This window comes from Pseudoxanthomonas putridarboris (assembly GCF_038321125.1).
In the GTDB taxonomy this organism is placed as follows: Bacteria; Pseudomonadota; Gammaproteobacteria; order Xanthomonadales; family Xanthomonadaceae; genus Pseudoxanthomonas_A; species Pseudoxanthomonas_A putridarboris.
In genome coordinates this window covers 111,292-134,156 of record NZ_JBBWWT010000008.1, presented here as the reverse complement: position 1 = coordinate 134,156, position 22,865 = coordinate 111,292, and the positions used below count along the sequence as shown (strand labels likewise).

Below are 22,865 nucleotides of genomic sequence, written 5' to 3'. Positions count from 1 at the left end.
CTGGACTTCATCCATCAACCTTGGGAGGGGTCATGCTGGAACAACACGGTTTGACGCTGGCGCTGGTCTGCGCCGCGGTGGCGATCATCTACGGCGTGGTGTCGGCGCGCTGGATCCTGAAGCAACCTGCCGGCAACAGCCGCATGCAGGAAATCGCGGCGGCCGTGCAGGAAGGCGCCAGCGCCTACCTCAACCGCCAGTACACCACGATCGCCATCGCCGGCGTGGTGCTGTTCGTATTGATCGGCTTCTTCCTCAGCTGGCCCAGCGCCATCGGCTTCCTGATCGGCGCGGTGCTGTCGGGTGCGGCCGGCTACATCGGCATGAACGTGTCGGTGCGCGCCAACGTGCGCACCGCCGAGGCCGCCCACAAGGGCATGGGCGCGGCGATGGACGTGGCGTTCCGCGGCGGCGCCATCACCGGCATGCTGGTGGTGGGCCTGGGCCTGCTGGGCGTGGTGGGCTACTATGCCGTGCTGCACCTGCACCTGGGCTATTCCGAGGCCGATGCGCTGCATGCGCTGGTCGGGTTGGCCTTCGGCAGTTCGCTGATCTCGATCTTCGCGCGCCTGGGCGGCGGCATCTTTACCAAGGGCGCCGACGTCGGCGCGGACCTGGTGGGCAAGGTGGAGGCCGGCATCCCCGAGGACGACCCGCGCAACCCGGCGGTGATCGCCGACAACGTGGGCGACAACGTGGGCGACTGCGCGGGCATGGCCGCGGATCTGTTCGAAACCTATGCCGTCACCGTCATCGCCACGATGCTGCTGGGCAGTCTGATGGCGGCGCAGGCCGGCGGCAACGCGGTGCTGTACCCGCTGGTGCTGGGCGGCGTGTCGATCATCGCCTCGATCATCGGCGCGTTCTTCGTGAAAGTTAAAGCGGGCGGCTCGATCATGGGCGCGCTGTACAAGGGCGTGATCGTGTCGGCGGTGCTGGCGGCCATCGCGTTCTATCCCATCACCACGCAACTGATGGCCGATTCGTCCTATGGCGCGCTGAACCTGTACTTCTGCGCGCTGGTCGGCCTGGTGCTGACCGGCGCGATCGTCTGGATCACCGAGTACTACACCGGCACGCAGTACGCGCCGGTGAAGCACGTGGCCGCCGCGTCCACCACCGGCCACGGCACCAACATCATCGCCGGCCTGGGCGTGTCGATGAAGTCCACCGCCTGGCCCGTCGTCGCCGTGTGCGCGGCGATCCTGGCGGCGTATGCGCTGGGCGGGCTGTACGGCATCGCCATCGCCGCCACCGCCATGCTGTCGATGGCCGGCATGATCGTGGCGCTGGACGCCTACGGCCCGATCACCGACAACGCCGGCGGCATCGCCGAGATGGCCGAACTGCCGCCGGAGATCCGCAACATCACCGATCCGCTGGACGCGGTGGGCAACACCACCAAGGCGGTGACCAAGGGCTATGCCATCGGTTCGGCGGCGCTGGCGGCGCTGGTGCTGTTCGCCGACTACACGCACAACCTGCAAACGGCCAATCCCGGCGTGGCGTTCACTTTCGATCTGTCCAATCACCTGGTCATCGTGGGCCTGCTGATCGGCGGCCTGATCCCGTACCTGTTCGGCGCGATGGCGATGGAAGCGGTGGGCCGCGCCGCGGGCAGCGTGGTGGAGGAAGTGCGCCGCCAGTTCCGCGAGATCCCCGGCATCATGGAAGGCACCGGCAAGCCGGACTACAGCAAGGCGGTGGACCTGCTGACCAAGTCGGCGATCAAGGAAATGATCGTGCCGTCGCTGCTGCCGGTGGCGGTGCCGATCGTAGTCGGGCTGCTGCTGGGCCCGCAGGCGCTGGGCGGCCTGCTGATCGGCACCATCGTCACCGGCCTGTTCGTGGCCATCTCGATGACCACCGGCGGCGGCGCGTGGGACAACGCCAAGAAGTACATCGAGGACGGCCACCACGGCGGCAAGGGCAGCGAGGCGCACAAGGCCGCGGTCACCGGCGACACGGTGGGCGACCCGTACAAGGACACCGCCGGCCCGGCCATCAATCCGCTGATCAAGATCATCAACATCGTCGCCCTGCTGCTGGTGCCGGTGCTGCCGGTCAACGGCTGGCTGGGCGCGGGCGGCGAGACCGGCGCGCACGCCGCGCCGATCGTGGCGGGCGGGCCGGTCGACGCGCGGCTGGCGAAGGTGTACTTCGACCTGGGTTCTGCGGTGGTGCCGGCGGACGCCAGCGCGCGCCTCTCCAGCGTGCTGGGCACGCTGCACGCGGACCCGGACAGCCTGGCCCGGGTTTCCGGCTACCACGACACCAGCGGCGACGTGGCGGTCAACCAGGAACTGGCCAAGCAACGCGCGGTGGCCATCCAGCAGTGGCTGGTGGTCAACGGCGTGGCGGCCGAGCGCATCGTGCTGGAAAAACCCTCGGAGACCACCGGCGACGGCAGCGCCGACGAAGCGCGGCGGGTGGAAGTGAAGGTGGAGTGATCGCGCGCTTCCGGCGATACGGAAAAGGCGGCCATGGGCCGCCTTTTCTTTACCCATGCACGGCACGTAGGGTGCGCCCCGGCGCACCATGCTCCACCACCATCACGAGAACCGACGGCATGGTGAGCCTGTAGTGTTTCATTGCAACCACATGGATGCGACGCATGCGGTGGTGCGTGGTGCGCCGGGGCGCACCCTACGCGCAAGCGGAACTCAACTCACGGCCCCGGCTGCAGCGCCACCACGCGCACGTTGAATTCCTTGCAGGCATCGTCCACGCAGATGCCGTTCACCCAGGCTTCGCCATTGCCGAACATCACGCCCTTGTAGTTGACCATCAGCTGCGAGTACTTCTGGCCGGTGATGGCATCGGCGATGTCCGGGGTGACGATGCGGTCGTATTCGCGGACGAATTCATCCGCGTTGGCCACCTTCAGCGGCTTGCCGTCGCGCACGGTGGTGAAGGGATAATCGACCAGCGATGCGACGGTGGTGGCATCCTTCGCCGACACCGCCTGTTGCAGTTGGCGGATCACCGCTTCGTAGCGTGCGTGGTCGCCCAGCGTGTCGTCGATGGCCTGGTTGACCGCGGTGGGATCGTCCGCCGGGGACGTTGCCGCGGCGGGCGTGATGGTGGCCTCCCCGGCGGGCGTCGCCGCGGTCGGCATGACGGCGGCGGCCTGCGTGCCGGCAGATGCGGCGGCCACAGGGGTTGCGGTCGTCGCGACCGGCGATTTGTCGCAGGCGGCCAGCAACAGCACCGCGGCGACGGCGATCAGCTTGTTCATCGTGTGCATCCTGAGTGTGGTGGGCGAACGTGGCGACGGCCCATCCCTGGCGTGCGACCGGACTGCGGCGGTGCGCGGCCATGGTAACCAGCCGCCGCACCGCCTTGCGTTCGGGAATCGTTATCCGCCGCCGGGTCAGGTCAGCGCGTCGGCCAGCACCTTGCGGCCCACCGTGACCGCCTCGCTGTCGGCGGGTTCGACGGTTTCGCCGCGCGCTTCGGCCTGCTGCTTCAGGTAGACCGGGCAGTGCTCCATCATGTAGTCCACGTCGAACTTCATGCGCTCGACCAGGAAGTCGACGAAGGCCCGCACCTTCGGCGACTGCACGTGCCCGCGCGGGAACACCGCGTTGAACTCGTACTCCTGGCCCGCCCAGCCGGCCAGCACGCGTTGCAGGTGGCCCTGCTCCAGGTAGGGCTTGACCATCACGTCCGCGCCGATCATCAGGCCCTCGCCGCACAGCAGCGCGCCCTTCAGCGCGGCCGGGTCGTTGGCGACCAGGATCGGGTTGATCGGATAGTCCTGCTCGCCGGCGCCGTCGCGCAGCGTCCAGACGAAGCCGTTGCCGCGCCGGTTCTTCGGCATGGCCAGCACGCGGTGGTGCTGCAGGTCGTCCGGGTGCAGCGGCTCGCCATGGCGCGCCAGGTATTTCGGGCTGGCGTAGACCTGCGTGCGCAGCGTGCTCAGCCGGCGCGCCACCAGGTTGGAGTCGGGCAGGCTGCCGATGCGCAGCGCCACGTCGATCTCGCCGCCGATCAGGTCCAGCGTGTCGTTGGCCAGCAGCATCTCCACGCGCACTTCGGGGTATTGCGAATGGAATTCGCCCAGCAGCGGCGAGATCTTGTCGATGCCGATGGAATACGGCGCGGTGAAGCGCAACCAGCCGCGCGGACCGGCATGCAACTGGCTGACCGCGCTGGCCGCTTCGTTGAGCTCGCGGGCGATGCGCTGGCAGTGTTCGTAGTAAATGTTGCCGGCCTCGGTCAGGCCCAGCTTGCGCGTGGTCCGGTGCAGCAGTTGCGCGCCCAGGCGCGTCTCCAGTTCCTGCACCTTGCGGCTGACCGTGGTCTTGGGCAAGCGCAGCGCGTTGGCGGCGGCGATGAAACTGCCCTGCTCCACCACTTTGACGAAGATCAGGGTGTCGTTGAGATCGTGACTCATCGGAATGGCTCCGTGGGGGACGCGGACCGCATTGGACCGCTGACGGGATGATTATTCCCCTTAATCAGGACTAATCAAGTCCTCATTGCAGGCGTAACGTGGCCACCTGTCCCCACCGCCCGAGTCGCCGCCATGTTGCTCGCCCGCCTGTTCCGCTCGCTGGACCGCCCCACGGAGACGCCGGAATCCAAGGATTCTGGCGCGCTCCTCGTGTCGAACCGCTTGAACGGACAAGGGTTTCGCGGCCCGTCGCCGTCGCGCCGCCAGCAGCTCGGGGGCGCGCCGGGCCGTACCGGTTCGGCCGGCACGCTGGGCATGTATTCCGGGATTATCCCGAGAACGGGAGTATTCATCCCATGAACGGGACACTGGCACGTACCTTGCCGACGGACGGCACCATCGCAGGTCCCTCCTCCCTGGAGGGGCGGAATCATGCAACTCCCTCGCTGGGCGCGGTCGCGCCGCAACCGCTGCGGCTGACGGCATGCAAGCCGTTCTGCGCCGGCCCAGGCGATGCCATGCAGGATCGGGCAATGGCCGGGCAGGATCCGGATATCGGCGCAGGGCCATCGGCGCACAGACTTTCCGCCATGCCCCCCTCCCTCGCCCCTGCCACCTGGCATGTCCGCGCGCGCCGCTGGCTCGCGCAATGGTTCCGCACGTTGGCCGGCCCGTCGTCTCTCTCCCCCGCGACGGGCCGGTCCACCGTGCGCTTGCCCTTCGCCGGCCGCGCCCTGGGCTTCCGCGAATTCACCGTGCCGCGCCGGCTGGCCGATGCCGGCAAGTTGCGCCTGCGGGTGAAGTCCACCGGCTTCAGCGCACGCATCGCGCGGCTGCCGACCAGGAAACCCCGGTGAGCGCCGCCATGAAGGACAGCCTCACTCCCGGCGTGCTGGTGCTCGGCGCCAGCGGCACGGTCGGTTTCGGCGTGGTCGGCGCATTGCTGGAAGCCGGCAGCCCGGTGTTGGCCGTCGGCCGCGACGGCCCGCGCATGGGCGCCTTGGCCGAGCACTTCGCCGACGAACCCGGCCTGGAGCTGCTGCATTTCGGCTGCATCCAGAGCGACCGGGATGCCGAGCGCCTGGCCGCGCAACTGCGCGAGCGCCCGCGTCCGCTGCGCGCGGTGTTCGCCAGCCTGGGCACGCCGATGCAGAGCGGCCGCCTGCTGGACCGGCCGGCGACCTTGTTGATGGAGAAACTGGAAGCGGACCTGCTGCCGCACCTGGCCGCGGCCCGCCACCTGCTGCCGCTGCTGGCCGAGAGCAACGCCGATACCGCGCACTACGTGCTGATCGGCGGACCGCATGCCGAACGCGGCTGGTCGGGCTATGGCCACGCATCGGTGACCGGCGCGGCGGTGCGCATGCTGGCGCAGGTGCTGCACGAAGAAGCCCACGGCCTGGGCGTGCGCGTGCAGTTGCTGTCGGTCGACAAGCCGATCTCCACGCCGGACAACCTGGTGAACGCCTGCGCCGAATGGCCCAACGCCCTGGCCGTGGGGCGCAGCGCGGTATCGCTGCTGACCCGCACCGATGCCGCCGCAAAGCCCATCGTGCCGTATTCGCCGCGCGATGCGGTGCCGCCGAGCACCACGCTGGCCTGCGATTTCGAGGACGCGCTGTGGGCCGTGGCCGGCGCGCGCCGCAATGGCCGCACGTCCGCGTGATGTCACGGCGGAACGACATGGAACGTCTCTTCGGCATGCGCCGCCACGCATGCCACCACCGCTTGACCTCAACCTAACTCGAGGTCCTAGCCTTCCCGCCTCCCCTCTCCCCCACGAGACCACCACCCATGAACACCTACCTCTCCCATCTCCCGCGTTCGCGACGTCTGCTGGCACTGGGCGCTTTCAGTGCACTCGCGCTCGCCGTCCTGGCCGGTTGCAGCGGACAGGCGGCCGAGAACGCCGCCCCGCCGCCGCCGCAGGTCAGCGTGGCCGCCGTGCCGGTCAAGACGGTCAGCCAGTGGGATGAATTCAGCGGCCGCGTCGAGGCCATCGAGAACGTCGACCTGCGCCCGCGCGTGTCCGGCTACATCGACCGCGTGAACTACAGCGAAGGCCAGGAAGTGAAGAAGGGCGATGTCCTCTTCACCATCGACTCGCGCAGCTACCGCGCCGAACTGGCGCGCGCGCAGGCCGAACTGGCCCGTGCCCGCACCCAGGCCGAACTGGGCCGCAGCGAGGCCGCGCGCGCCAAGCGCCTGTCCGAGATCCAGGCCCTGTCCACCGAGGAATACGAGCAGCGTCGCGCCAACGCCGACCAGGCGCAGGCCAACGTGGCCGCCGCGCAAGCCGCCGTGGACACCGCGCGCCTGAACCTGGAATGGACCCAGGTGCGCGCGCCCATCGACGGCCGCGCCGGTCGCGCGCTGGTCACCGCCGGCAACCTGGTCACCGCCGGCGATGCCGCCAGCGTGCTGACCACGCTGGTCTCGCTGGACAAGGTGCACGTGCACTTCGACGCCGACGAACGCGCGTTCCTGCGCTACGCCGAGATGGCGCGCAAGGGCGAGCGCCCCAGCGAACGCAACGGCAAGGTGCCGGTGCGGGTGGCGCTGTCCGACGAGGCCGGCTTCCCGCACGCCGGCACGGTGGATTTCCTGGACAACCAGGTGGACCGCAGCACCGGCACCATCCGCGCGCGCGCGCTGCTCGACAACGCCGACCGCCGCTTCACGCCCGGGTTGTACGCGCGCGTGAGGCTGCTGGGCAGCGGCGAGTTCAAGGCCGCGCTGGTGGACGACAAGGCCGTGCTGACCGACCAGGACCGCAAGTACGTGTACGTGGTCGACGAGGAAGGCAAGGCGCAGCGCCGCGACGTGCAGGTGGGCCGCATGGCCGACGGCCTGCGCATCGTCGAGCAGGGCCTGAAGGCCGGCGACCGCGTGATCGTCAGCGGCGTGCAGAAGGTGTTCTTCCCGGGCATGCCGGTGGACGCCAAGGCCGTGGCGATGGGTGCGGCCGATGCCGCGCCCGCGCAGGCCGTCGCCGCGAACTGACGTACCGGTCCGCCCCACCCGGCGTGCCCCCATCCGCCCTCCGGGCACCTTCCCCCGCAAGCGGGGGAAGGGCGTGATCCCTTTTTCTTTTTTCTGGAAATCCACCCATGGACTTCTCAAGATTCTTCATCGACCGGCCGATCTTCGCCGCGGTGCTGTCGATCGTGATCTTCGCCGCCGGCCTGATCTCGATCCCGTTGCTGCCGATCGGCGAGTACCCCGAAGTGGTGCCGCCCTCCGTGGTGGTGCGCACGGTGTACCCCGGCGCCAACCCCAAGGTGATCGCCGAAACCGTCGCCACGCCGCTGGAGGAAGCCATCAACGGCGTCGAGGACATGATGTACATCAAGTCCGTCGCCGGCTCCGACGGCGTGCTGCAGCTGACGGTGACCTTCAAGCCGGGCGTCGACGCCGACGATGCCGCGGTGCGCGTGCAGAATCGCGTGGCGCAGGCGCAGGCGCGCCTGCCCGAGGACGTGCGCCGGCAGGGCGTGACCACGCAGAAGCAGTCGCCCGTGTTCCTGATGGTCGTGCACCTGGTGTCCAAGGACGGCAAGTACGACTCGCTCTACCTGCGCAACTACATGCGCCTGCACGTGAAGGACGAACTGGCGCGCATCCCCGGGGTGGGCGACGCGCAGCAGTTCGGCGGCGGCGACTATGCCATGCGCATCTGGCTGGATCCGGACAAGGTCGCCGCGCGCGGCATGACCGCCGGCGACGTGCTGCGCGCCGTGCGCGAGCAGAACGTGCAGGTCTCGGCCGGGCAGCTGGGCGCCGAACCGATGCCGAACGGCAGCGACTTCCTGCTGCCGATCAACGCCAAGGGCCGCCTGGAAACCGTCGAGGAATTCGGCGACATCGTGCTGAAGAGCGGCGCCGACGGCGAGATCGTGCGTCTCGCCGACGTGGCCCGCGTCGAACTGGCCGCCGGCGACTACACGCTGCGCGCGCGCCTCAATGGCCAGAACGCCTCGGCCATCGGCATCTTCCAGGCGCCCGGCGCCAATGCGCTGCAGATCCGCGACGCCGTCGTCCAGAAGATGGCGGACATCGGCAAGACGCTTCCGCCGGGCGTCGAGATCGTCTCGGTCTACGACACCACCGTGTTCGTGCGCGACTCCATCAAGGCGGTGGTCACCACGCTGCTGGAAGCCACCCTGCTGGTGGTGCTGGTGGTGATCCTGTTCCTGCAGACCTGGCGCGCCTCGATCATCCCGCTGCTGGCGGTGCCGGTGTCGGTGGTCGGCACGTTCGCGGTGCTGTACCTGCTGGGCTACTCGATCAACACGCTGACGCTGTTCGGCCTGGTGCTGGCGATCGGCATCGTGGTGGACGACGCCATCGTGGTGGTGGAGAACGTGGAACGCCACATCGAGCACGGCGCCACTCCGCTGGAAGCCGCGCACCTGGCCATGAAGGAGGTCTCCGGACCGATCATCGCCATCGCCCTGGTGCTGTGCGCGGTGTTCGTGCCGATGGCGTTCCTGACCGGCGTGACCGGCCAGTTCTACAAGCAGTTCGCCGTCACCATCGCCATTTCCACGGTGATCTCGGCGATCAACTCGCTGACCCTGTCGCCGGCGCTGGCCGCCAAGCTGCTGAAGTCGCACGACGCGCCGAAGGACGGCCCGTCGCGCCTGATCGACCGCCTGTTCGGCTGGCTGTTCCGGCCGTTCAACCGCTTCTTCAACCGCAGCTCGCAGCGCTACGAAGGCGCGGTGTCGCGCGCGCTGGGCAAGCGCGGCGCGGTGTTCGCGGTCTACCTGGTGCTGCTGGTCGGCGCCGGCGTGATGTTCAAGGCGGTGCCGGCCGGCTTCATCCCGGTGCAGGACAAGCTCTACCTGATCGCCGGCGTGAAGATGCCGGAAGGCGCCTCCATCGAGCGTACCGATGCCGTGCTGAAGAAGATGACCACGCTGGCGATGGAAGTGGAAGGCGTGCAGGACGAGATCGCGTTCCCCGGCCTGAACCCGCTGCAGTTCACCAATACGCCCAACAGTGGCGTGGTGTTCTTCAACCTCAAGCCGTTCAACCAGCGCAAGAACAGCGCCGAGCAGATCACCGCCGAACTGAACCAGAAGTTCGCCGCCATCGAGGAAGGCTTCACCTTCGCCTTCATGCCGCCGCCGATCCAGGGCCTGGGCAACGGCTCGGGCTGGTCGCTGTTCATCGAGGACCGCACGCGCCTGGGCTACGGCGAACTGCAGAACGCCGTGCAGGCGTTCCAGGGCGCCGCGTCGCAGACGCCGGGGCTGGGCTTCCCGATCAGCAGCTACCAGGCCAACGTGCCGCAGCTGGACGCCGACGTCGACCGCGTGAAGGCCAAGGCGCAGGGCGTGCCGCTGACCGAACTGTTCGACACCCTGCAGACCTACCTGGGTTCGGCGTACGTCAACGACTTCAACATGTTCGGCCGCACCTGGCAGGTGATCGCGCAGGCCGACGGCCAGTTCCGCGACAACGTCGAGGACATCGCCAACCTGCGCACCCGCAACGAGAACGGCGAAATGGTGCCGATCGGCAGCATGGTGGACATCAAGCAGACCTACGGTCCCGACCCGGTGATCCGCTTCAACGGCTACCCGGCGGCCGACCTGCTGGGCGAGGCCGACCCGCGCGTGCTGTCGTCCGGCGAGGCGATGGCCAAGGTCACCGAACTGGCGCAGCAGGTGCTGCCCACCGGCATGGGCATCGACTGGAGCGACCTGAGCTACCAGCAGGCCACGCAAGGCAAGGCGGCGCTGGTGGTGTTCCCGCTGGCGGTGCTGCTGGCCTTCCTGGTGCTGGCCGCGCTGTACGAAAGCTGGACGCTGCCGCTGGCGGTGATCCTGATCGTGCCGATGACGCTGCTGTCGGCGCTGCTGGGCGTCTGGATCATGGGCGGCGACAACAACGTGTTCGTGCAGGTCGGCCTGGTGGTGCTGATGGGCCTGGCGTGCAAGAACGCGATCCTGATCGTCGAGTTCGCCCGCGAACTGGAACTGCAGGGCAAGGGCATCGTCGAATCCGCACTGGAAGCCTGCCGCCTGCGCCTGCGTCCGATCATCATGACGTCGGTGGCCTTCATCGCCGGCACCGTGCCGCTGGTGCTGTCCACCGGCGCCGGCGCCGAAGTGCGCTCGGTCACCGGCATCACGGTCTTCGCCGGCATGCTGGGCGTGACCCTGTTCGGCCTGTTCCTGACGCCCGTGTTCTACGTGGCGCTGCGCAAGCTGGCCAACCGCCCGCTGGTGTCGCACGCCCCCGTCGCCGATGCCACCGCGCCGGCGCATCATTGATCCTTCCCTCTCCTCCCATTGAGGTCATGCCATGAATACTTCTTCCAAGATCGCCCTCGTCACCGGCGCCACCCGCGGCATCGGCCGCGAGACCGTGCGCCAGCTGGCCGAGGCCGGCGTGCACACGATCCTCGCCGGCCGCAGCCGCGAGAAGGCCGTGGAGGCCACGCTGGACCTGCAGGCCCAGGGCCTGCCGGTGGAAGCCATCGCCCTGGACGTCACCGACGCGCCCAGCATCGCCGCGGCGGTGAAGGACATCGAACAGCGCCACGGCCGGCTGGACATTCTGGTCAACAACGCCGGCATCCTGGTCGACGAACCGGGCAGGAAAGTCTCGGAACAGACGCTCGACGTCTGGCGCGCCACGTTCGAGACCAACCTGTTCGGCCTGGTCGCAGTGACCCAGGCGTTCCTGCCGCTGCTGCACAAGTCCAGCGCAGGCCGCATCGTCAACGTGTCGAGCATACTGGGCTCGCTGACGCTGCACAGCGACCCCGCCTCGCCGATCTACGATTTCAAGGTGCCGGCCTACAACGTGTCCAAGAGCGCGGTGAACGCGTGGACCGTGCAGCTCGCCTACGAACTGCGCGACAGCGCCATCAAGGTCAACACCATCCATCCCGGCTACGTGAAGACCGACATGAACGCCGGCGAGGGCGAGATCGAAATCGCCGACGGCGCGCGCACCAGCGTGAAGCTGGCGCTGATCGACGCCGACGGCCCGCAGGGTGGTTACTACTATCTGGAACAGGTGCTGCCATGGTGATCCGTCCGCTCGTCGCAGGCATCGCGTCGGTGCTGCTGGCCGGTTGCGTGACCGTGGGGCCCGACTACGTGGCGCCGGCAACGGCACCCGTGGCGGTGCAGAACGCGGTGGCGGCCGACTTCAGGCCCAACTACCCAGTGGCCACGTGGTGGGGCCAGTTCGACGATCCGGTGCTGGACCAGCTGGTGCGCGAATCGCTGCTGGCCAACCCCGACATGCGCATCGCCGTGGCGCGCGTCAACGAAGCCCGCGCGGTGTTCAGCGAACGCCGCTGGGACCTGGCCCCGCACGTCACCGCCGGCGTGGAAGGCACCCGCACCAAGCAGCCGGTGGAAGGCGAAGGCCGCGTGGAAACGGACAGCTACAGCGCCGGCTTCGACGCCGCGTGGGAGCTGGACCTGTTCGGCCGCGTGCGCCGCGGCGTGGAGGCCGCGCACGCCGACCTGCAGGCCCAGCGCAACGAACTGCAGGACGCGCAGGTGATCGTGGCCGCGGAAGTGGCGCGCAACTACTTCGAGCTGCGCGGCACGCAGAAGCGGCTCGACGTGGCCCGCCGGATCCTGCTGACCCTGGGCGAAACCCAGCGGCTGACCGAGTCGCGCTTCGACCTGGGCGCGGGCAGCCAGCTGGACGTGCAGAGCAGTCTGGCGCGGGTGAGGGCGGTGGAGGCCGAAGTGCCCGCGCTGGAAGCGGCCGAAGGCCGGTCGCGCCATCGCCTGGCCGTGCTGGTCGGCAAGCGCCCCGGCGAACTGGACACGCTGCTGGCGCCGCGCGAAGCCCCGGCCTTCGCCAAGGCCCTGCCGATCGGCGACACCACCGAGGTGCTGCGCCAGCGGCCCGACGTGCGCGCCGCCGAACGCCGCCTGGCCGCCGCCACCGCGCGCGTGGGCGTCGCCACCGCCGACCTGTTCCCGCGGGTCAGCCTGCGTGGCTTCATCGGCTTCCTGTCCGGCGGCTGGGGCAACCTGGTCGACGGCGACAACCGCGCCTGGCAGGTGACCCCGTCGATCAGCTGGGCCGCCTTCGACATGGGCAGCGTGCGGGCGCGCCTGCGCGCCACCGAGGCCCAGGCCGACGGCGTGGCCGCCGAGTATGAGAAGACCGTGCTGGCCGCGCTGGAGGACACGGAAAACGCACTGCTGTCCTATGCCAAGCAGCAGGCCCAGCTGAAATTGAGGCTGGAACAATCCGTTGCCGCCCGCCGTGCAGCGGAACTGGCCGAAGTCCGGTATCGTGCCGGCTCTTCGGACTTCCTCACCCTGCTGGACGCGCAGCGCACCCAGCTGGCCGCCGACGACGCGCTGGCACAGGCGGAGGCGGGCGTGAACGTGGGGGTGGTGGCGATCTACAAATCGCTGGGCGGCTGGGGCGAACAGGACGTGGCCCCGGCGCTGGCGGCGCAGCCCTGAGCCGGCGCCGTTCCGCCGGGTTCGAATCCACCACGGAAGAAAAAACATCGCCGCGCCCACGGGCGCGGCCCGACTCCCCCTGATCGAGTGTGTCCCTGTGTCCGCGCATCCCCTCGCCGCTTCTCCTGCAGCACTGCCTTCCTCCTCTCCCTCTTCGCGTACCGGCTTGCCCCTGGCGCTGGCCGCGCTGTTGGCCGTGACCGCGCCGAACGCCACCGCGGCCGAGCCGCGGACCGCCTTCTACGTGCAGGGCGGCGTGGCCGAGGATGCGCAATCCGCGACGATCGGCGTGAGCCGCGACTGGCGCTGGGAAAAGCAGTACTCCTTCGGCCGCGTCACCGGCCAGTGGCAGGGCGAGGTCGGCCGCTGGCACAGCGACTCGCAGAACAGCACGCAGGTCGGCCTGACGCCCGCCCTGCGCCTGCACCCCAACCGCTGGAGCGAGAGCTGGTTCATCGAGGGCGGCATCGGCGCCAACGTCATCTTCCCCAAGTACAACACCGAGAAGAAGGAATTCAGCACCACCTTCAACTTCGGCGACCATCTCGCCTTGGGCAAGCGTTTCGGTGCGCAGCAGCAGCACGAATGGTCGCTGCGCATCCAGCATTTCTCCAATGCCCGCATCAAGCGCCCCAACCCGGGCGAGAACTTCCTGCAGTTCCGCTACACGCGCAGGCTTTGATCCACCCTGCTCTTGCAGGAGCGGCTTCAGCCGCGACAGCCTGCCGGGAAGAATGCAAGCCTTTTGTCGTTCACCCATCCTGCCGCGTGGCGACGCGTTCGTCCTCGCTGGCATCCTGAGGTTTCCTGCGGCGCGGTCGCGGCTGAAGCCGCTCCTACAGGGTGACGGCGGAAATCAGCGCAACGGCGTGGCGATGATCAGTGGCGCAAGGTCGTAGCCCATCGCTTCGGCCTGCGTCTTCAGCTGTTCGAACCGCGCGCGGTCCATCGTCGGCTCGCGCGACAGGATCCACAGGTATTCCCGGTCGGGTTCGCCGACCATCGCCCACTGGTACTCCGGGTCCAGCGCGATCACCCAGTAGTCCGCCCACACCCAGGGCAGCCACGACAGCCAGTCCGGCGCGAAGCGCACTTGCAGCCGCCCGGGATGCCCTTCCACCGGGCGCGCCACGCCCTGCGCCTGCTTCGTCGCGCCGTCGAGGGTCTTGCAGGCATTGAGCACGCCGACAAGGCCGCCCGGCCCATCCAGCGAGTAGCGTGCGGTGATGTCGCTGGCGCAGTCTTTCTGGAACGCCATCGGCAGGTGCGCGATCTCGTGCCACTGGCCCGCGTAGCGCGAAATGTCCAGTCGTGGCACGGAGGCCACCGGCCCGGCCGCCCAGACAGGCATCGCGCCGCTGGCCCCCAGGCAGATCGCCAGTGCCATGCGCGGCAGGCAGGAACGTCGTTTCATCGTGCTCGCCCCATGCAATGGATGCGGCTGTCCCGCGGGGATCATCGCGACGCGCGGGGAATAGCAGAGGAGCGGATGCGCCCTACGCTGGGACGCACCCGCTCCGTGCCACAACAGGGATGATGGTTATCGCGAGGCGAGCGTCAGGCCGCTGTCATCCACGCGGGTGACGCCCTCGATATTCCGTGCCACTTCCATGGCCTTGTCCTTCTGCGCCTGGTTGGCGACCGCGCCGGTCAGGGTCACGACGCCGTTGACCGTCTCGACCTTGATGTCCAGGCCGGAGACGTTCTCGGTGGCCAGCAGGTCGGCCTTCACCTTGGTGGTGATCCATGTGTCGCTGACCGGCTGGGTCGATTCGGCGTTCTTTTCCTCCGGCTCGTTGGCCTGCATCGCCGCCATGCCATGGCCGGCGACGGACAGCAGGCCCACCGACAACGCGGCGGCCAACAGCGAGCGCGAACGGGTGCGAATCTTGTTCATGATGTTTCCTCCTCTTTGTATCGCCGGGCCAGTCTTGCGAGGCGGGCGTACAGCGCGCGTGAAAACATCGGCTCGCTCGCGTCATCGTTGCGCTGCATTCATGGTGAATCGCACATGAAAGCGTCCGCACGACGAACTATCATGCGTCCTCCTCCTCCGACGCGATGCATACCATGCCGGATGTCCTGAAGGTTGCCCTGGTCGGCTACGGATTCGTCGGCAAGGTCTTCCATGCGCCGCTGATCCGGCACACGCCGGGCCTGACGTTGCACGCCGTGGTGTCGCGCGATGCCGGCAAGGTGCATGCCGACCATCCGGACGTGCGCGTGCGTGCGCAGGCCGCGGAGGCCTTCGCCGACGACGAGGTGGACCTGGTGGTGGTCGCGTCGCCGAACGACACGCATGCGCCGCTCGCGCTGGCCGCATTGGCGCAGGGCAAGCACGTGGTGGTCGACAAGCCGTTCACGCTGACCGTGCGGGAGGCACGGGATGTCGTCGATGCCGCCGCGCGGGCCGGGCGCATCGTCAGCGTGTTCCAGAACCGCCGCTGGGATGCGGACTTCCTGACGGTGCGGCAATTGATCGAAGCGGGGACGCTTGGCCGGGTGGCGGAATTCCATTCCCACTTCGACCGTTTCCGGCCCGTGGTGCAGGACCGCTGGCGCGAGCGCGACGCGCCGGGTGGCGGCCTGTGGTACGACCTGGGCCCGCACCTGCTGGACCAGGCCGTGCAGCTGTTCGGCCTGCCGGAAACGATCACGGCGGACATCGCCCGGCTGCGCGACGGTGCGCAGGCCGCGGATTATTTCGACGTGCGGCTGGCCTACCCCATGCATCGCGTGGTGCTGCACGCCGGCACGCTGGTCGCCGCCAATGGCCTGCGCTTCGCGGTGCACGGTACGCGCGGCAGTTTCGTCAAGCATGGACTGGACATGCAGGAAGACCAGCTGCGCGCGGGAGCCGCGCCCGGCTCGACCGGCTGGGGCGAGGATCCGCGGTCGGGCCAGTTGACGCTGGCGACCGAAGGAACCGTCGGTACGCGCCACGTGGAAACGCTTCGCGGCGACTATCGCCAGTACTACGCCGGGGTGCGCGACGCGATCCTGCAAGGCACCGCGCCGCCGGTGACGCCGCAGCAGGCCATCGAGGTGATGCGGTTGATCGAACTGGGCATGCGCAGCGCCGAGGAAGGCCGCGCGCTCGCGCTGTGATGCCGCAGGAGCGCGGGGAGTCCTTAGAACCTGTTCACGATTTCGAGAAGCGCGGCCGGTATTCGAGAAAAAAGACCCGTCATTCCGGCGAAAGCCGGAACCCAGCGACTTTCATTGAGTCGACGCGAGCATTCCGAAGAGCAAAGACACTAGGTTCCGGCTTTCGCCGGAATGACGAACTCCTTTTTCGAGATCGTGAACAGGTTCTTACGCCACTTCCTTCCAGCGATAGAACCGCCGGTCCGCCATCGCCAGCATCGCATTGTCCTCGTGGGTATCGCCATAGGCGTAGACCGCGCGATAGGCCGAGGGGTCGCACAGCGACCTGATCCGCCGGACCTTTTCGTCTCCCACGCACTGCGCGCCCGCGTAGCCGGCCATGCGGCCCCCGCGCATGGCCAGCACGGAGCAGAGCAGTTCCAGCCCCTGCCGCCGGCACCAGGGCGCCAGGTAGACATCCAGCCCGCCGGATACCACGACGATGCGGTCGCCCTGCGCACGGTGCCAGTCGATGCGCGCCATCGCCTCGGGCCGCAGGGCGCCGGGCAGCACGTCGCGGGCGAACGCCTCGCCCCGTTCGCGCAACCGCGCCGCATCCACGCCGCGCAGGCCCACCTGCACCACGCTGGCGCGGGTGAGATTGCCGTCGACCCAGCCCATCCGGTAACCGGCCACGAGGGGCGCCAGCAGCAGCTTCCCCACCGCCAGCCGGCGCGGCGCGACGGCGAAGCGCATGAAGTCGGGAAACATCTCCCGCGTGGTGATGGTGCCGTCGAAGTCGAACAAGGCCAGGTTCATCGGGCGTTGCTATCCCTTAGGTTCCAGCAACCGCGCGCCCGGGCCCTGCTCGCCCAGTTCGTCCCACGGATTGCGCAGCGGGCAGGATTTCAGCGACAGGCAGCCGCAGCCGATGCAGCCGTCCAGCTGGTCGCGCAGGCGGACCAGGCATTCGATGCGCGCTTCCAGCGACGCGCGCCAGCGCGACGAGAGCTTCTTCCAGTCGGCGGCGGTGGGGGTGCGGTTCTCCGGCAGCGACGACAGTGCGGACTGGATCTCCGCCAGCGGGATGCCGGTGCGCTGCGCGACCTTGATGACGGCCACGCGGCGCAGCACCTCGCGCGGATAGCGGCGCTGGTTGCCCGCGTTGCGCCAGCTGTGGATCAGGCCCTTGGCCTCGTAGAAGTGGAGCGTGGACACCGCGACGCCGGCGCGCGACGCCACCTGGCCGACGGTGAGTTCGGTATCGATGGGGGGATGGGTGGACTTCGTCATGCGGGGTTGACCTCAATATTGGTTGAGGTTCTACCCTGTGCCTTCCGAGATGACAAGACCCGATGCCGCATGACCGCTCCCCTCAACCTCGCCCTGCTGTACGGCAGCACGCGCGAAGGCCGCTTCTGCGACACCGTGGCCGACTGGCTGCGCACGCTGATCGACCAGCGCCGCGACTACACCGTGGACGCGATAGATCCGGTGCTGCTCGACCTGCCCCACCGGCACGGCGGCGCGCCCAGCGCCGACCTGGTGAACCTGCAGCAACGCATCTGGCGCGCCGACGCCTTCGTGCTGGTGGTGCCGGAGTACAATCACGGCTACCCCGCCGCGCTGAAGTTCGTGATCGACTCGGTCCAGGCCCACTGGCAGGCCAAGCCGGTCGCGTTCGTCGCCTACGGCGGCATGAGCGGGGGCACCCGCGCGGTGGAGCAACTGCGGCAGGTGTTCTCCGGCCTGCATGCGGTGCCGGTGCGCAACGCGGTGCATTTCCCGCAGGCGTGGGACCGCTTCGATGCCACCGGGCAGCCGCGCGACGGCGAGGACAGCCGACGGGCGGCCACGCGCATGCTGGACCAGTTGGCCTGGTACGGATACGCACTGCGCCAGGCGCGCGCGGCGTGGCCGTATCCCGGCGGCTGAGCAGGGTTTCCCGTTCCCGGTGCGCCTGAAGGCGGCACCCGCCATGGACTGACAGATACATGTTCCGATTCTTCGAAAAACGCATCGATCCCTATCCCAAGGACGAGCCCGCCACGCCACCGCGGAAGCTGCTGCCGTTCCTGCTGCATTTCTCGCGGCCGTTGCTGCCGTGGCTGATCCTGATGTCGGTGCTGACCGGCGCGATCTCCGCGCTGGAGATCACCTTCTTCGACTACATGGGCCAGTTGGTCGACTGGATGGGCGCGGCCGACCGCGGCACCTTCATGCAGACCCACGGCCGACGGCTGCTGCTGATGGGCGCGCTGGTCGTGGTCGCCTACCCGCTGCTGGTGCTGGTGCAGTCGCTGATCATCCACCAGACCATCTTCGGCAACTACCCGATGATCGCGCGCTGGCAGTCGCACCGCTACCTGCTTCGGCAGAGCGTGTCGTTCTTCCAGGACGAGTTCGCCGGGCGCATCTCGCAGAAGGTCATGCAGACCGCGCTGTCGATCCGCGAGACGGTGATGAAGCTGATGGACGTGTTCGTCTACGTCATCGTCTACTTCGTCGGCACCGTGGTGCTGGTGGGCCAGGCCGACCTGTGGCTGGTGCTGCCGCTGGTGCTGTGGCTGGGCGGCTACCTGACCATCCTGTTCCACTTCGTGCCGCGCCTGCAGAAGGTGTCGATGGCGCAGTCCGACGCGCGCGCGCAGATGACCGGCCGCATCGTCGACAGCTACACCAACATCCAGACCATCAAGCTGTTCGCCCACACGATGCGCGAACAGGACTACGCGCGCGACGCGATGGACGAGTTCATGCAGACCGTGCACGGGCAGATGCGGCTGGTGACCCAGCTGACGGTCAGCCTGCACACGTTGAATGCGCTGCTGCTGGCCAGCATCGGCGGTATCGCGGTGTGGGCGTGGCTGCAGTCGTCGATCTCGCTGGGCGCCATCGCCGTGGCCATCGCGCTGGTGATGCGCATCCGCTCGATGTCGGACTGGATCCTGTGGGAGGTCGCCGGCCTGTTCGAGAACATCGGCACCGTGCAGGACGGCATCGCCACCCTCGCCCAGCCGCTGGCCATCGCCGACGCCAGCGGGGCGAAGGACCTGGTGGTGCGCAACGGCGAAATCCGCTTCGACCACGTCAGGTTCCACTACGGCCGCAAGGCCAAGGTCATCGATGATCTGTCGCTGGTCATCCGGCCGGGCGAGAAGGTCGGCATCGTCGGCCGCTCCGGCGCCGGCAAGTCCACCCTGGTCAACCTGCTGCTGCGCTTCTACGATGTGGAGGGCGGCCGCATCCTGATCGACGGCCAGGACGTGGCGCAGGTGACGCAGGAATCGCTGCGCCGGAACATCGGCATGGTCACCCAGGACACCTCGCTGCTGCACCGCTCCATCCGCGACAACATCCGCTACGGCCGCCCCGATGCGAGCGAGGCCGAGTTGCTGCAGGCCTCGCAGCGCGCGCACGCCGACGAGTTCATCCGGGACCTGACCGACGCCAAGGGGCGGAGCGGCTACGACACCCAGGTGGGCGAGCGCGGCGTCAAGCTGTCCGGCGGCCAGCGCCAGCGCGTGGCCATCGCCCGCGTGCTGCTGAAGGACGCGCCCATCCTGGTGCTGGACGAAGCGACCTCGGCGCTGGACTCGGAGGTCGAGGCCGCCATCCAGGAGCAGTTGTACGCGCTGATGGAAGGCAAGACGGTGATCGCCATCGCCCACCGGCTGTCCACCATCGCCGTGCTGGACCGGCTGGTGGTGATGGACCAAGGCCGCATCATCGAAAGCGGCAGCCACGAGGAGCTGCTGCGGCAGGACGGCCTGTACGCCGCGTTGTGGCGCCGCCAGTCCGGCGGCTTCATCGGCGTGGACCTGGAAGACGCGGAGGCGTGAGGTCAGGGGTCAGTGGTCGGAGAATGATCCGTTGCGGCATCCCATGCACGGACCCGCGGCAGCGACGTCCGCTTCTTGCCTGGTCTCTGGCCTCCGGCCCCTGCTCTCAGGCCAACCAGCCGCGATCCTGCGCCCTGTTGGCGTACCACAGCAGGAACACCGCGATCGCCAGCAGCACGGCCGGCATCACCAGCCCCGCCACACCATAGGCAGCCCACGCCGGCGTCACCACGTAGGCGCCGATCAGCTGCACCAGCAGGCCGATCAGCGACAGCAGGAACAGCGTGGCCGCCCAGCGCTTCTTCATCAACAGGCCGATGGCGCCCAGCACGCCGCCGAGGACCGCCACCGCGAAGGCGATGTTCAGCCACTGCGGCGTGGCCTCGTACACCTGGCGTTGCGGTTCGGTCATCTGCGCCAGCGCTTTGGTGGGCATGTTCACCTGCAGGTAAAGCATGGCGGCGCCGATCAGGTTCCAGATCAGCGCCAGCACGGCGATCGCCCAATAGCTGCGCGGACGCACGGAAGGCACGGCGGTGGTCGTATTCATCTTCCCTCCCCAGGCGTGTGGTCGGACCGGGGCGAGCATAGCGCCGATCGCCGCGTCGTCGCACCTGCGTTCGTCGGCTCAGGCGTCGTCCTGCCCCCAGGCACGCACGTCCGGCACGCCGTCCTCGTCCAGGCTCACGTGGATCTCGATGGGCCGGCAGCAGACCTGGCAATCCTCGATGTACTGCTGCTCGCCCGCGGAATCGTCGACGAAGACGGTGATGGTCTCCCCGCAATAGGGGCACGGGATGTCGGCGCTGGGCAGTTGCGGCATCGGGTGTACTCCGCTTCGGGCAGGCGGCCGGATGACCGTGCCGCGATCAGGCGGGACCCAGCGAGGTGACCGACGCGATCCGGTCTATCCAAAGATAGTGCGCTTTTTCCGGATGCGCGCGGTCGTCGATGCGCACGCCCGCATTGGTGCCCTCCACGCCTTTCGCATTGCGGAAGGTCTGCATGCTGGGCCGCGTGGACACGGTGCCGGTCACCCGGCTGCCATCGGTCAGGTGCAGTTCCACCCGCGCCTCCTGCGGCAACTGCACGATCAGCGCCTCGAGGCGCGCGATGTCGGCCCGCCGCGTATACAGATGCTCCGGTACTCCGATCATGTCCGTTCTCCGTGCAGGGCCTGGACGGGCACTGTAGCCGCGGCCGGGTAAACCGCCGTGAACGCGTCAGCGCAGCAGCCGAAGCACTTCCTGCGCCGCTTCTTCGGACGACGCCGGATTCTGTCCGGTCACCAGCCTGCCGTCGGTGACGACGTAGCTCTGCCACGGTTCGCCGCGTTCATAGGCGGCACCGTTGGCCTTCAGCATGTCCTCCAGCGAGAACGGCACCACGTCGCCCAGCCCGACCGCGTCTTCCTCCGCATTGGAGAACGCGGTGACGCGCTTGTCCTTCACCAGCGGTTCGCCCAGCGCACCGCGGGCGTGACGGAACACGGCCGGGCCATGGCATACCGCCGCAACCGGCTTGCCAGCGGAAAACGTGGTTTCTATCAGCCGGATGGAATCGCGATCCTCGGCCAGGTCCCACAGCGGGCCATGCCCTCCGGGGTAGAACACCGCGTCGAATTCGTCCTTCGCCACGTCGGCCAGCCTGCGCGTGGCGGCCAGCGCGGCCACCGCATCGGCATCGCCGCTGAAGCGCACGGTGGCGGCGGTCTGCGCATCGGGCGCGTCGCTCTTGGGGTCCAGCGGCGGCTGTCCGCCTTTCGGCGACGCCAACACGATCTCGGCGCCGGCGTCCTTGAACACGTAGTACGGCGCGGCGAATTCCTCCAACCAGAAGCCGGTCTTCTGGCCGGTATCTCCCAGCCGGTCGTGGGAGGTGAGCACCATCAGGATCTTCATGGCGGAGTCCCGTGAACGAAGGAGGACAACGCTAGCAGCCGGATCGATAAGGACCGGTGAGCGCCTGTAGGAGCGGCTTTAGCCGCGACCGCGCCCGGGGAAGAAAGCAGCCCTTTGTTGTTCCCCCACCCTGTCGCGTGGCGACGCGCTCTTCCCCACTGGCGACTTCTGCTTTCCTGCGGTGCGGTCGCGGCTAAAGCCGCTCCTACAGGGGAGGCGTCATTCCTTCTTGACCGCATGCCCGCCGAACTCGTTGCGCATCGCCGCCAGCAGCTTGTCGGTGTAGGAATCGTCGTCGCGCGAGCGCAGCCGCTCCAGCAGCGACAGCGTGATCACCGGCGCCGACACGTTCAGGTCGATCGCCTCGGCCACCGTCCAGCGGCCTTCGCCGGAATCCTCCACGTACGGCGCAATGCCCTGCATCTCCGGGTTCTTCTTCAGCGCATCGGCGGTCAGGTCCAGCAGCCACGAACGCACCACGCTGCCCTCGCGCCAGATCTCGGCCAGCGCGCCCAGGTCGAAGCCCATTTCCCGCTTCTGCTTGAGGATGGCGAAGCCTTCCGCATAGGCCTGCATCATCCCGTACTCGATGCCGTTGTGGACCATCTTGGCGAAGTGGCCGGCGCCCGCGGGGCCGACATGTCCCCAACCGCTGTCCTGCGACGGCGCCAAGGTGGCGAAAACCGGGCGCAGGCGTTCCACCGCCCCGGCATCGCCGCCGATCATCAGGCTGTAGCCCTCGGCCAGGCCCCAGACGCCGCCGCTGGTGCCGCAATCGACGTAATGGATGCCGGCGTCGGCCAGCTGCACGGCGCGGCGCTGGCTGTCCTTGTAGTTGGAATTGCCGCCGTCGATCACCGTATCGCCCGCGGCCAGCAGCGGCTGCAGCTGCGCCAGCGTGTCGTCGACGATCTTCCCCGCCGGCACCATCAGCCACAGCACGCGCGGCGACGGCAGCGCGGCGACGGTTTCCGCGAGCGTGGCGTGCGCGGCGATCCCGCGCGCGGCCGCCTGCTGGCGCGCCGCTTCGCCCGGGTCGAAGCCGTGCACGGTGTGCCCGCCCCGCGCGAGGCGCTCGGCCATGTTGGCGCCCATGCGGCCCAGTCCGATCATTGCCAGTTCCATGCGTACTCCCGTGCGGTCATGTGGAAAGAAGAAAAGGAGGATGGCGCGCGAC

Annotated in this window: 23 protein-coding genes and 1 pseudogene; 13 read left to right on the top strand and 11 right to left on the bottom strand. The window is 68.5% G+C overall.

Features of this window, described 5'->3' with window-relative positions:
• Positions 1-32 precede the first annotated feature (32 nt).
• Together AAD027_RS15715 and AAD027_RS15710 are read left to right on the top strand one after the other, a co-directional pair.
• Positions 33-2,060, top strand: a pseudogene (locus AAD027_RS15715) (sodium-translocating pyrophosphatase); the annotation flags it as partial.
• Positions 2,049-2,450 carry an OmpA family protein gene (locus tag AAD027_RS15710; protein WP_341726983.1) on the top strand — a complete coding sequence of 134 codons (402 nt, stop codon included), beginning with the start codon at positions 2,049-2,051 and terminating at the stop codon, positions 2,448-2,450. The pseudogene AAD027_RS15715 and the gene AAD027_RS15710, both read left to right, overlap by 12 nt.
• Before the next feature lie 218 nt (positions 2,451-2,668).
• Here AAD027_RS15710 and AAD027_RS15705 read toward each other — a convergent pair whose 3' ends face one another.
• Both AAD027_RS15705 and AAD027_RS15700 read right to left on the bottom strand, forming a co-directional pair.
• Positions 2,669-3,238 carry a hypothetical protein gene (locus tag AAD027_RS15705; RefSeq protein WP_341726970.1) on the bottom strand — a complete coding sequence of 190 codons (570 nt, stop codon included), beginning with the start codon at positions 3,236-3,238 and terminating at the stop codon, positions 2,669-2,671.
• Between the two features lie 135 nt (positions 3,239-3,373).
• On the bottom strand, positions 3,374-4,399 hold the full coding sequence (locus AAD027_RS15700; protein ID WP_341726969.1) for a LysR family transcriptional regulator: 1,026 nt from the start codon (positions 4,397-4,399) through the stop codon (positions 3,374-3,376).
• Positions 4,400-4,531: 132 nt separating this feature from the next.
• Between AAD027_RS15700 and AAD027_RS15695 the strand changes: the two genes are divergently transcribed.
• The 8 genes from AAD027_RS15695 (at position 4,532) to AAD027_RS15660 (ending at position 13,540) form a co-directional block, all read left to right on the top strand.
• Positions 4,532-4,759, top strand: a complete 228-nt coding sequence (locus AAD027_RS15695; protein ID WP_341726968.1) for a hypothetical protein — start codon at positions 4,532-4,534, stop codon at positions 4,757-4,759.
• A gap of 230 nt (positions 4,760-4,989) precedes the next feature.
• Entirely contained in the window at positions 4,990-5,256 is a 267-nt protein-coding gene (locus AAD027_RS15690; protein WP_341726967.1) for a hypothetical protein, read from the top strand.
• Positions 5,253-6,065: an SDR family NAD(P)-dependent oxidoreductase gene (locus AAD027_RS15685; protein WP_341726966.1), complete on the top strand. Its 813-nt coding sequence runs from the start codon at positions 5,253-5,255 to the stop codon at positions 6,063-6,065. The genes AAD027_RS15690 and AAD027_RS15685 overlap by 4 nt, the downstream gene beginning before the upstream one ends.
• A gap of 128 nt (positions 6,066-6,193) precedes the next feature.
• Positions 6,194-7,402, top strand: coding sequence for an efflux RND transporter periplasmic adaptor subunit (locus tag AAD027_RS15680; RefSeq protein WP_341726965.1), 1,209 nt, complete (start codon positions 6,194-6,196; stop codon positions 7,400-7,402).
• Between the two features lie 107 nt (positions 7,403-7,509).
• Entirely contained in the window at positions 7,510-10,683 is a 3,174-nt protein-coding gene (locus tag AAD027_RS15675) for an efflux RND transporter permease subunit (protein WP_341726964.1), read from the top strand.
• 31 nt (positions 10,684-10,714) lie between these two features.
• Positions 10,715-11,449 carry an SDR family oxidoreductase gene (locus AAD027_RS15670; protein WP_341726963.1) on the top strand — a complete coding sequence of 245 codons (735 nt, stop codon included), beginning with the start codon at positions 10,715-10,717 and terminating at the stop codon, positions 11,447-11,449.
• Positions 11,443-12,858 carry an efflux transporter outer membrane subunit gene (locus AAD027_RS15665; RefSeq protein ID WP_341726962.1) on the top strand — a complete coding sequence of 472 codons (1,416 nt, stop codon included), beginning with the start codon at positions 11,443-11,445 and terminating at the stop codon, positions 12,856-12,858. The genes AAD027_RS15670 and AAD027_RS15665 overlap by 7 nt, the downstream gene beginning before the upstream one ends.
• A 166-nt stretch (positions 12,859-13,024) precedes the next feature.
• Positions 13,025-13,540, top strand: coding sequence for an acyloxyacyl hydrolase (locus AAD027_RS15660; protein WP_341726961.1), 516 nt, complete (start codon positions 13,025-13,027; stop codon positions 13,538-13,540).
• Positions 13,541-13,714: 174 nt separating this feature from the next.
• On the opposite strand, the gene AAD027_RS15655 is transcribed toward AAD027_RS15660, so the two are convergent.
• Together AAD027_RS15655 and AAD027_RS15650 are read right to left on the bottom strand one after the other, a co-directional pair.
• Entirely contained in the window at positions 13,715-14,245 is a 531-nt protein-coding gene (locus AAD027_RS15655) for a lipocalin family protein (RefSeq protein ID WP_341726982.1), read from the bottom strand.
• Positions 14,246-14,398: 153 nt separating this feature from the next.
• Positions 14,399-14,755 carry a BON domain-containing protein gene (locus AAD027_RS15650; protein WP_341726960.1) on the bottom strand — a complete coding sequence of 119 codons (357 nt, stop codon included), beginning with the start codon at positions 14,753-14,755 and terminating at the stop codon, positions 14,399-14,401.
• Positions 14,756-14,928: 173 nt separating this feature from the next.
• Between AAD027_RS15650 and AAD027_RS15645 the strand changes: the two genes are divergently transcribed.
• Positions 14,929-15,966 (top strand): oxidoreductase, encoded by a 1,038-nt coding sequence (locus AAD027_RS15645; RefSeq protein WP_341726959.1) that lies wholly within the window; start codon positions 14,929-14,931, stop codon positions 15,964-15,966.
• Between the two features lie 207 nt (positions 15,967-16,173).
• Here the strand turns inward: AAD027_RS15645 and AAD027_RS15640 are convergent, their stop codons facing one another.
• Together AAD027_RS15640 and soxR are read right to left on the bottom strand one after the other, a co-directional pair.
• A complete protein-coding gene (locus AAD027_RS15640) occupies positions 16,174-16,764 on the bottom strand; it encodes an HAD family hydrolase (RefSeq protein ID WP_341726958.1) in 591 nt (196 codons plus the stop codon).
• A 9-nt stretch (positions 16,765-16,773) separates the two neighbouring features.
• On the bottom strand, positions 16,774-17,238 hold the full coding sequence (gene soxR, locus AAD027_RS15635) for a redox-sensitive transcriptional activator SoxR (RefSeq protein WP_341726957.1): 465 nt from the start codon (positions 17,236-17,238) through the stop codon (positions 16,774-16,776).
• A 69-nt stretch (positions 17,239-17,307) separates the two neighbouring features.
• Here soxR and AAD027_RS15630 point away from each other — a divergent pair, with 69 nt between their 5' ends.
• Both AAD027_RS15630 and AAD027_RS15625 read left to right on the top strand, forming a co-directional pair.
• The gene (locus AAD027_RS15630; protein ID WP_341726956.1) at positions 17,308-17,880 is read left to right on the top strand and encodes an NADPH-dependent FMN reductase; all 573 of its coding nucleotides are present in this window, start codon (positions 17,308-17,310) and stop codon (positions 17,878-17,880) included.
• A gap of 59 nt (positions 17,881-17,939) precedes the next feature.
• Entirely contained in the window at positions 17,940-19,787 is a 1,848-nt protein-coding gene (locus AAD027_RS15625; RefSeq protein ID WP_341726955.1) for an ABC transporter ATP-binding protein, read from the top strand.
• A 106-nt stretch (positions 19,788-19,893) separates the two neighbouring features.
• On the opposite strand, the gene AAD027_RS15620 is transcribed toward AAD027_RS15625, so the two are convergent.
• From AAD027_RS15620 to gnd, 5 genes are all read right to left on the bottom strand, one after another.
• Entirely contained in the window at positions 19,894-20,337 is a 444-nt protein-coding gene (locus tag AAD027_RS15620; RefSeq protein WP_341726954.1) for a hypothetical protein, read from the bottom strand.
• A gap of 78 nt (positions 20,338-20,415) precedes the next feature.
• Complete coding sequence (locus AAD027_RS15615; RefSeq protein ID WP_341726953.1) at positions 20,416-20,610, bottom strand: CPXCG motif-containing cysteine-rich protein; 195 nt, start codon at positions 20,608-20,610, stop codon at positions 20,416-20,418.
• Between the two features lie 46 nt (positions 20,611-20,656).
• Positions 20,657-20,944, bottom strand: coding sequence for a DUF3247 family protein (locus AAD027_RS15610; RefSeq protein ID WP_341726952.1), 288 nt, complete (start codon positions 20,942-20,944; stop codon positions 20,657-20,659).
• 66 nt (positions 20,945-21,010) lie between these two features.
• Positions 21,011-21,688 (bottom strand): type 1 glutamine amidotransferase domain-containing protein, encoded by a 678-nt coding sequence (locus AAD027_RS15605; RefSeq protein WP_341726951.1) that lies wholly within the window; start codon positions 21,686-21,688, stop codon positions 21,011-21,013.
• Between the two features lie 219 nt (positions 21,689-21,907).
• Positions 21,908-22,813 (bottom strand): phosphogluconate dehydrogenase (NAD(+)-dependent, decarboxylating), encoded by a 906-nt coding sequence (gnd, locus tag AAD027_RS15600; RefSeq protein WP_341726950.1) that lies wholly within the window; start codon positions 22,811-22,813, stop codon positions 21,908-21,910.
• Positions 22,814-22,865: the final 52 nt, after the last annotated feature.

Coding starts and splice junctions, on each gene's coding strand:
- AAD027_RS15705 (WP_341726970.1), bottom strand. CDS start 3,238: ATGAACAAGCTGATCGCCGTCGCCGCGGTGCTGTTGCTGGCCGCCTGC.
- AAD027_RS15700 (WP_341726969.1), bottom strand. CDS start 4,399: ATGAGTCACGATCTCAACGACACCCTGATCTTCGTCAAAGTGGTGGAG.
- AAD027_RS15695 (WP_341726968.1), top strand. CDS start 4,532: ATGTTGCTCGCCCGCCTGTTCCGCTCGCTGGACCGCCCCACGGAGACG.
- AAD027_RS15690 (WP_341726967.1), top strand. CDS start 4,990: ATGCCCCCCTCCCTCGCCCCTGCCACCTGGCATGTCCGCGCGCGCCGC.
- AAD027_RS15680 (WP_341726965.1), top strand. CDS start 6,194: ATGAACACCTACCTCTCCCATCTCCCGCGTTCGCGACGTCTGCTGGCA.
- AAD027_RS15675 (WP_341726964.1), top strand. CDS start 7,510: ATGGACTTCTCAAGATTCTTCATCGACCGGCCGATCTTCGCCGCGGTG.
- AAD027_RS15670 (WP_341726963.1), top strand. CDS start 10,715: ATGAATACTTCTTCCAAGATCGCCCTCGTCACCGGCGCCACCCGCGGC.
- AAD027_RS15665 (WP_341726962.1), top strand. CDS start 11,443: ATGGTGATCCGTCCGCTCGTCGCAGGCATCGCGTCGGTGCTGCTGGCC.
- AAD027_RS15655 (WP_341726982.1), bottom strand. CDS start 14,245: ATGGCACTGGCGATCTGCCTGGGGGCCAGCGGCGCGATGCCTGTCTGG.
- AAD027_RS15650 (WP_341726960.1), bottom strand. CDS start 14,755: ATGAACAAGATTCGCACCCGTTCGCGCTCGCTGTTGGCCGCCGCGTTG.
- AAD027_RS15645 (WP_341726959.1), top strand. CDS start 14,929: ATGCCGGATGTCCTGAAGGTTGCCCTGGTCGGCTACGGATTCGTCGGC.
- AAD027_RS15640 (WP_341726958.1), bottom strand. CDS start 16,764: ATGAACCTGGCCTTGTTCGACTTCGACGGCACCATCACCACGCGGGAG.
- soxR (WP_341726957.1), bottom strand. CDS start 17,238: ATGACGAAGTCCACCCATCCCCCCATCGATACCGAACTCACCGTCGGC.
- AAD027_RS15630 (WP_341726956.1), top strand. CDS start 17,308: ATGACCGCTCCCCTCAACCTCGCCCTGCTGTACGGCAGCACGCGCGAA.
- AAD027_RS15625 (WP_341726955.1), top strand. CDS start 17,940: ATGTTCCGATTCTTCGAAAAACGCATCGATCCCTATCCCAAGGACGAG.
- AAD027_RS15620 (WP_341726954.1), bottom strand. CDS start 20,337: ATGAATACGACCACCGCCGTGCCTTCCGTGCGTCCGCGCAGCTATTGG.
- AAD027_RS15615 (WP_341726953.1), bottom strand. CDS start 20,610: ATGCCGCAACTGCCCAGCGCCGACATCCCGTGCCCCTATTGCGGGGAG.
- AAD027_RS15610 (WP_341726952.1), bottom strand. CDS start 20,944: ATGATCGGAGTACCGGAGCATCTGTATACGCGGCGGGCCGACATCGCG.
- AAD027_RS15605 (WP_341726951.1), bottom strand. CDS start 21,688: ATGAAGATCCTGATGGTGCTCACCTCCCACGACCGGCTGGGAGATACC.
- gnd (WP_341726950.1), bottom strand. CDS start 22,813: ATGGAACTGGCAATGATCGGACTGGGCCGCATGGGCGCCAACATGGCC.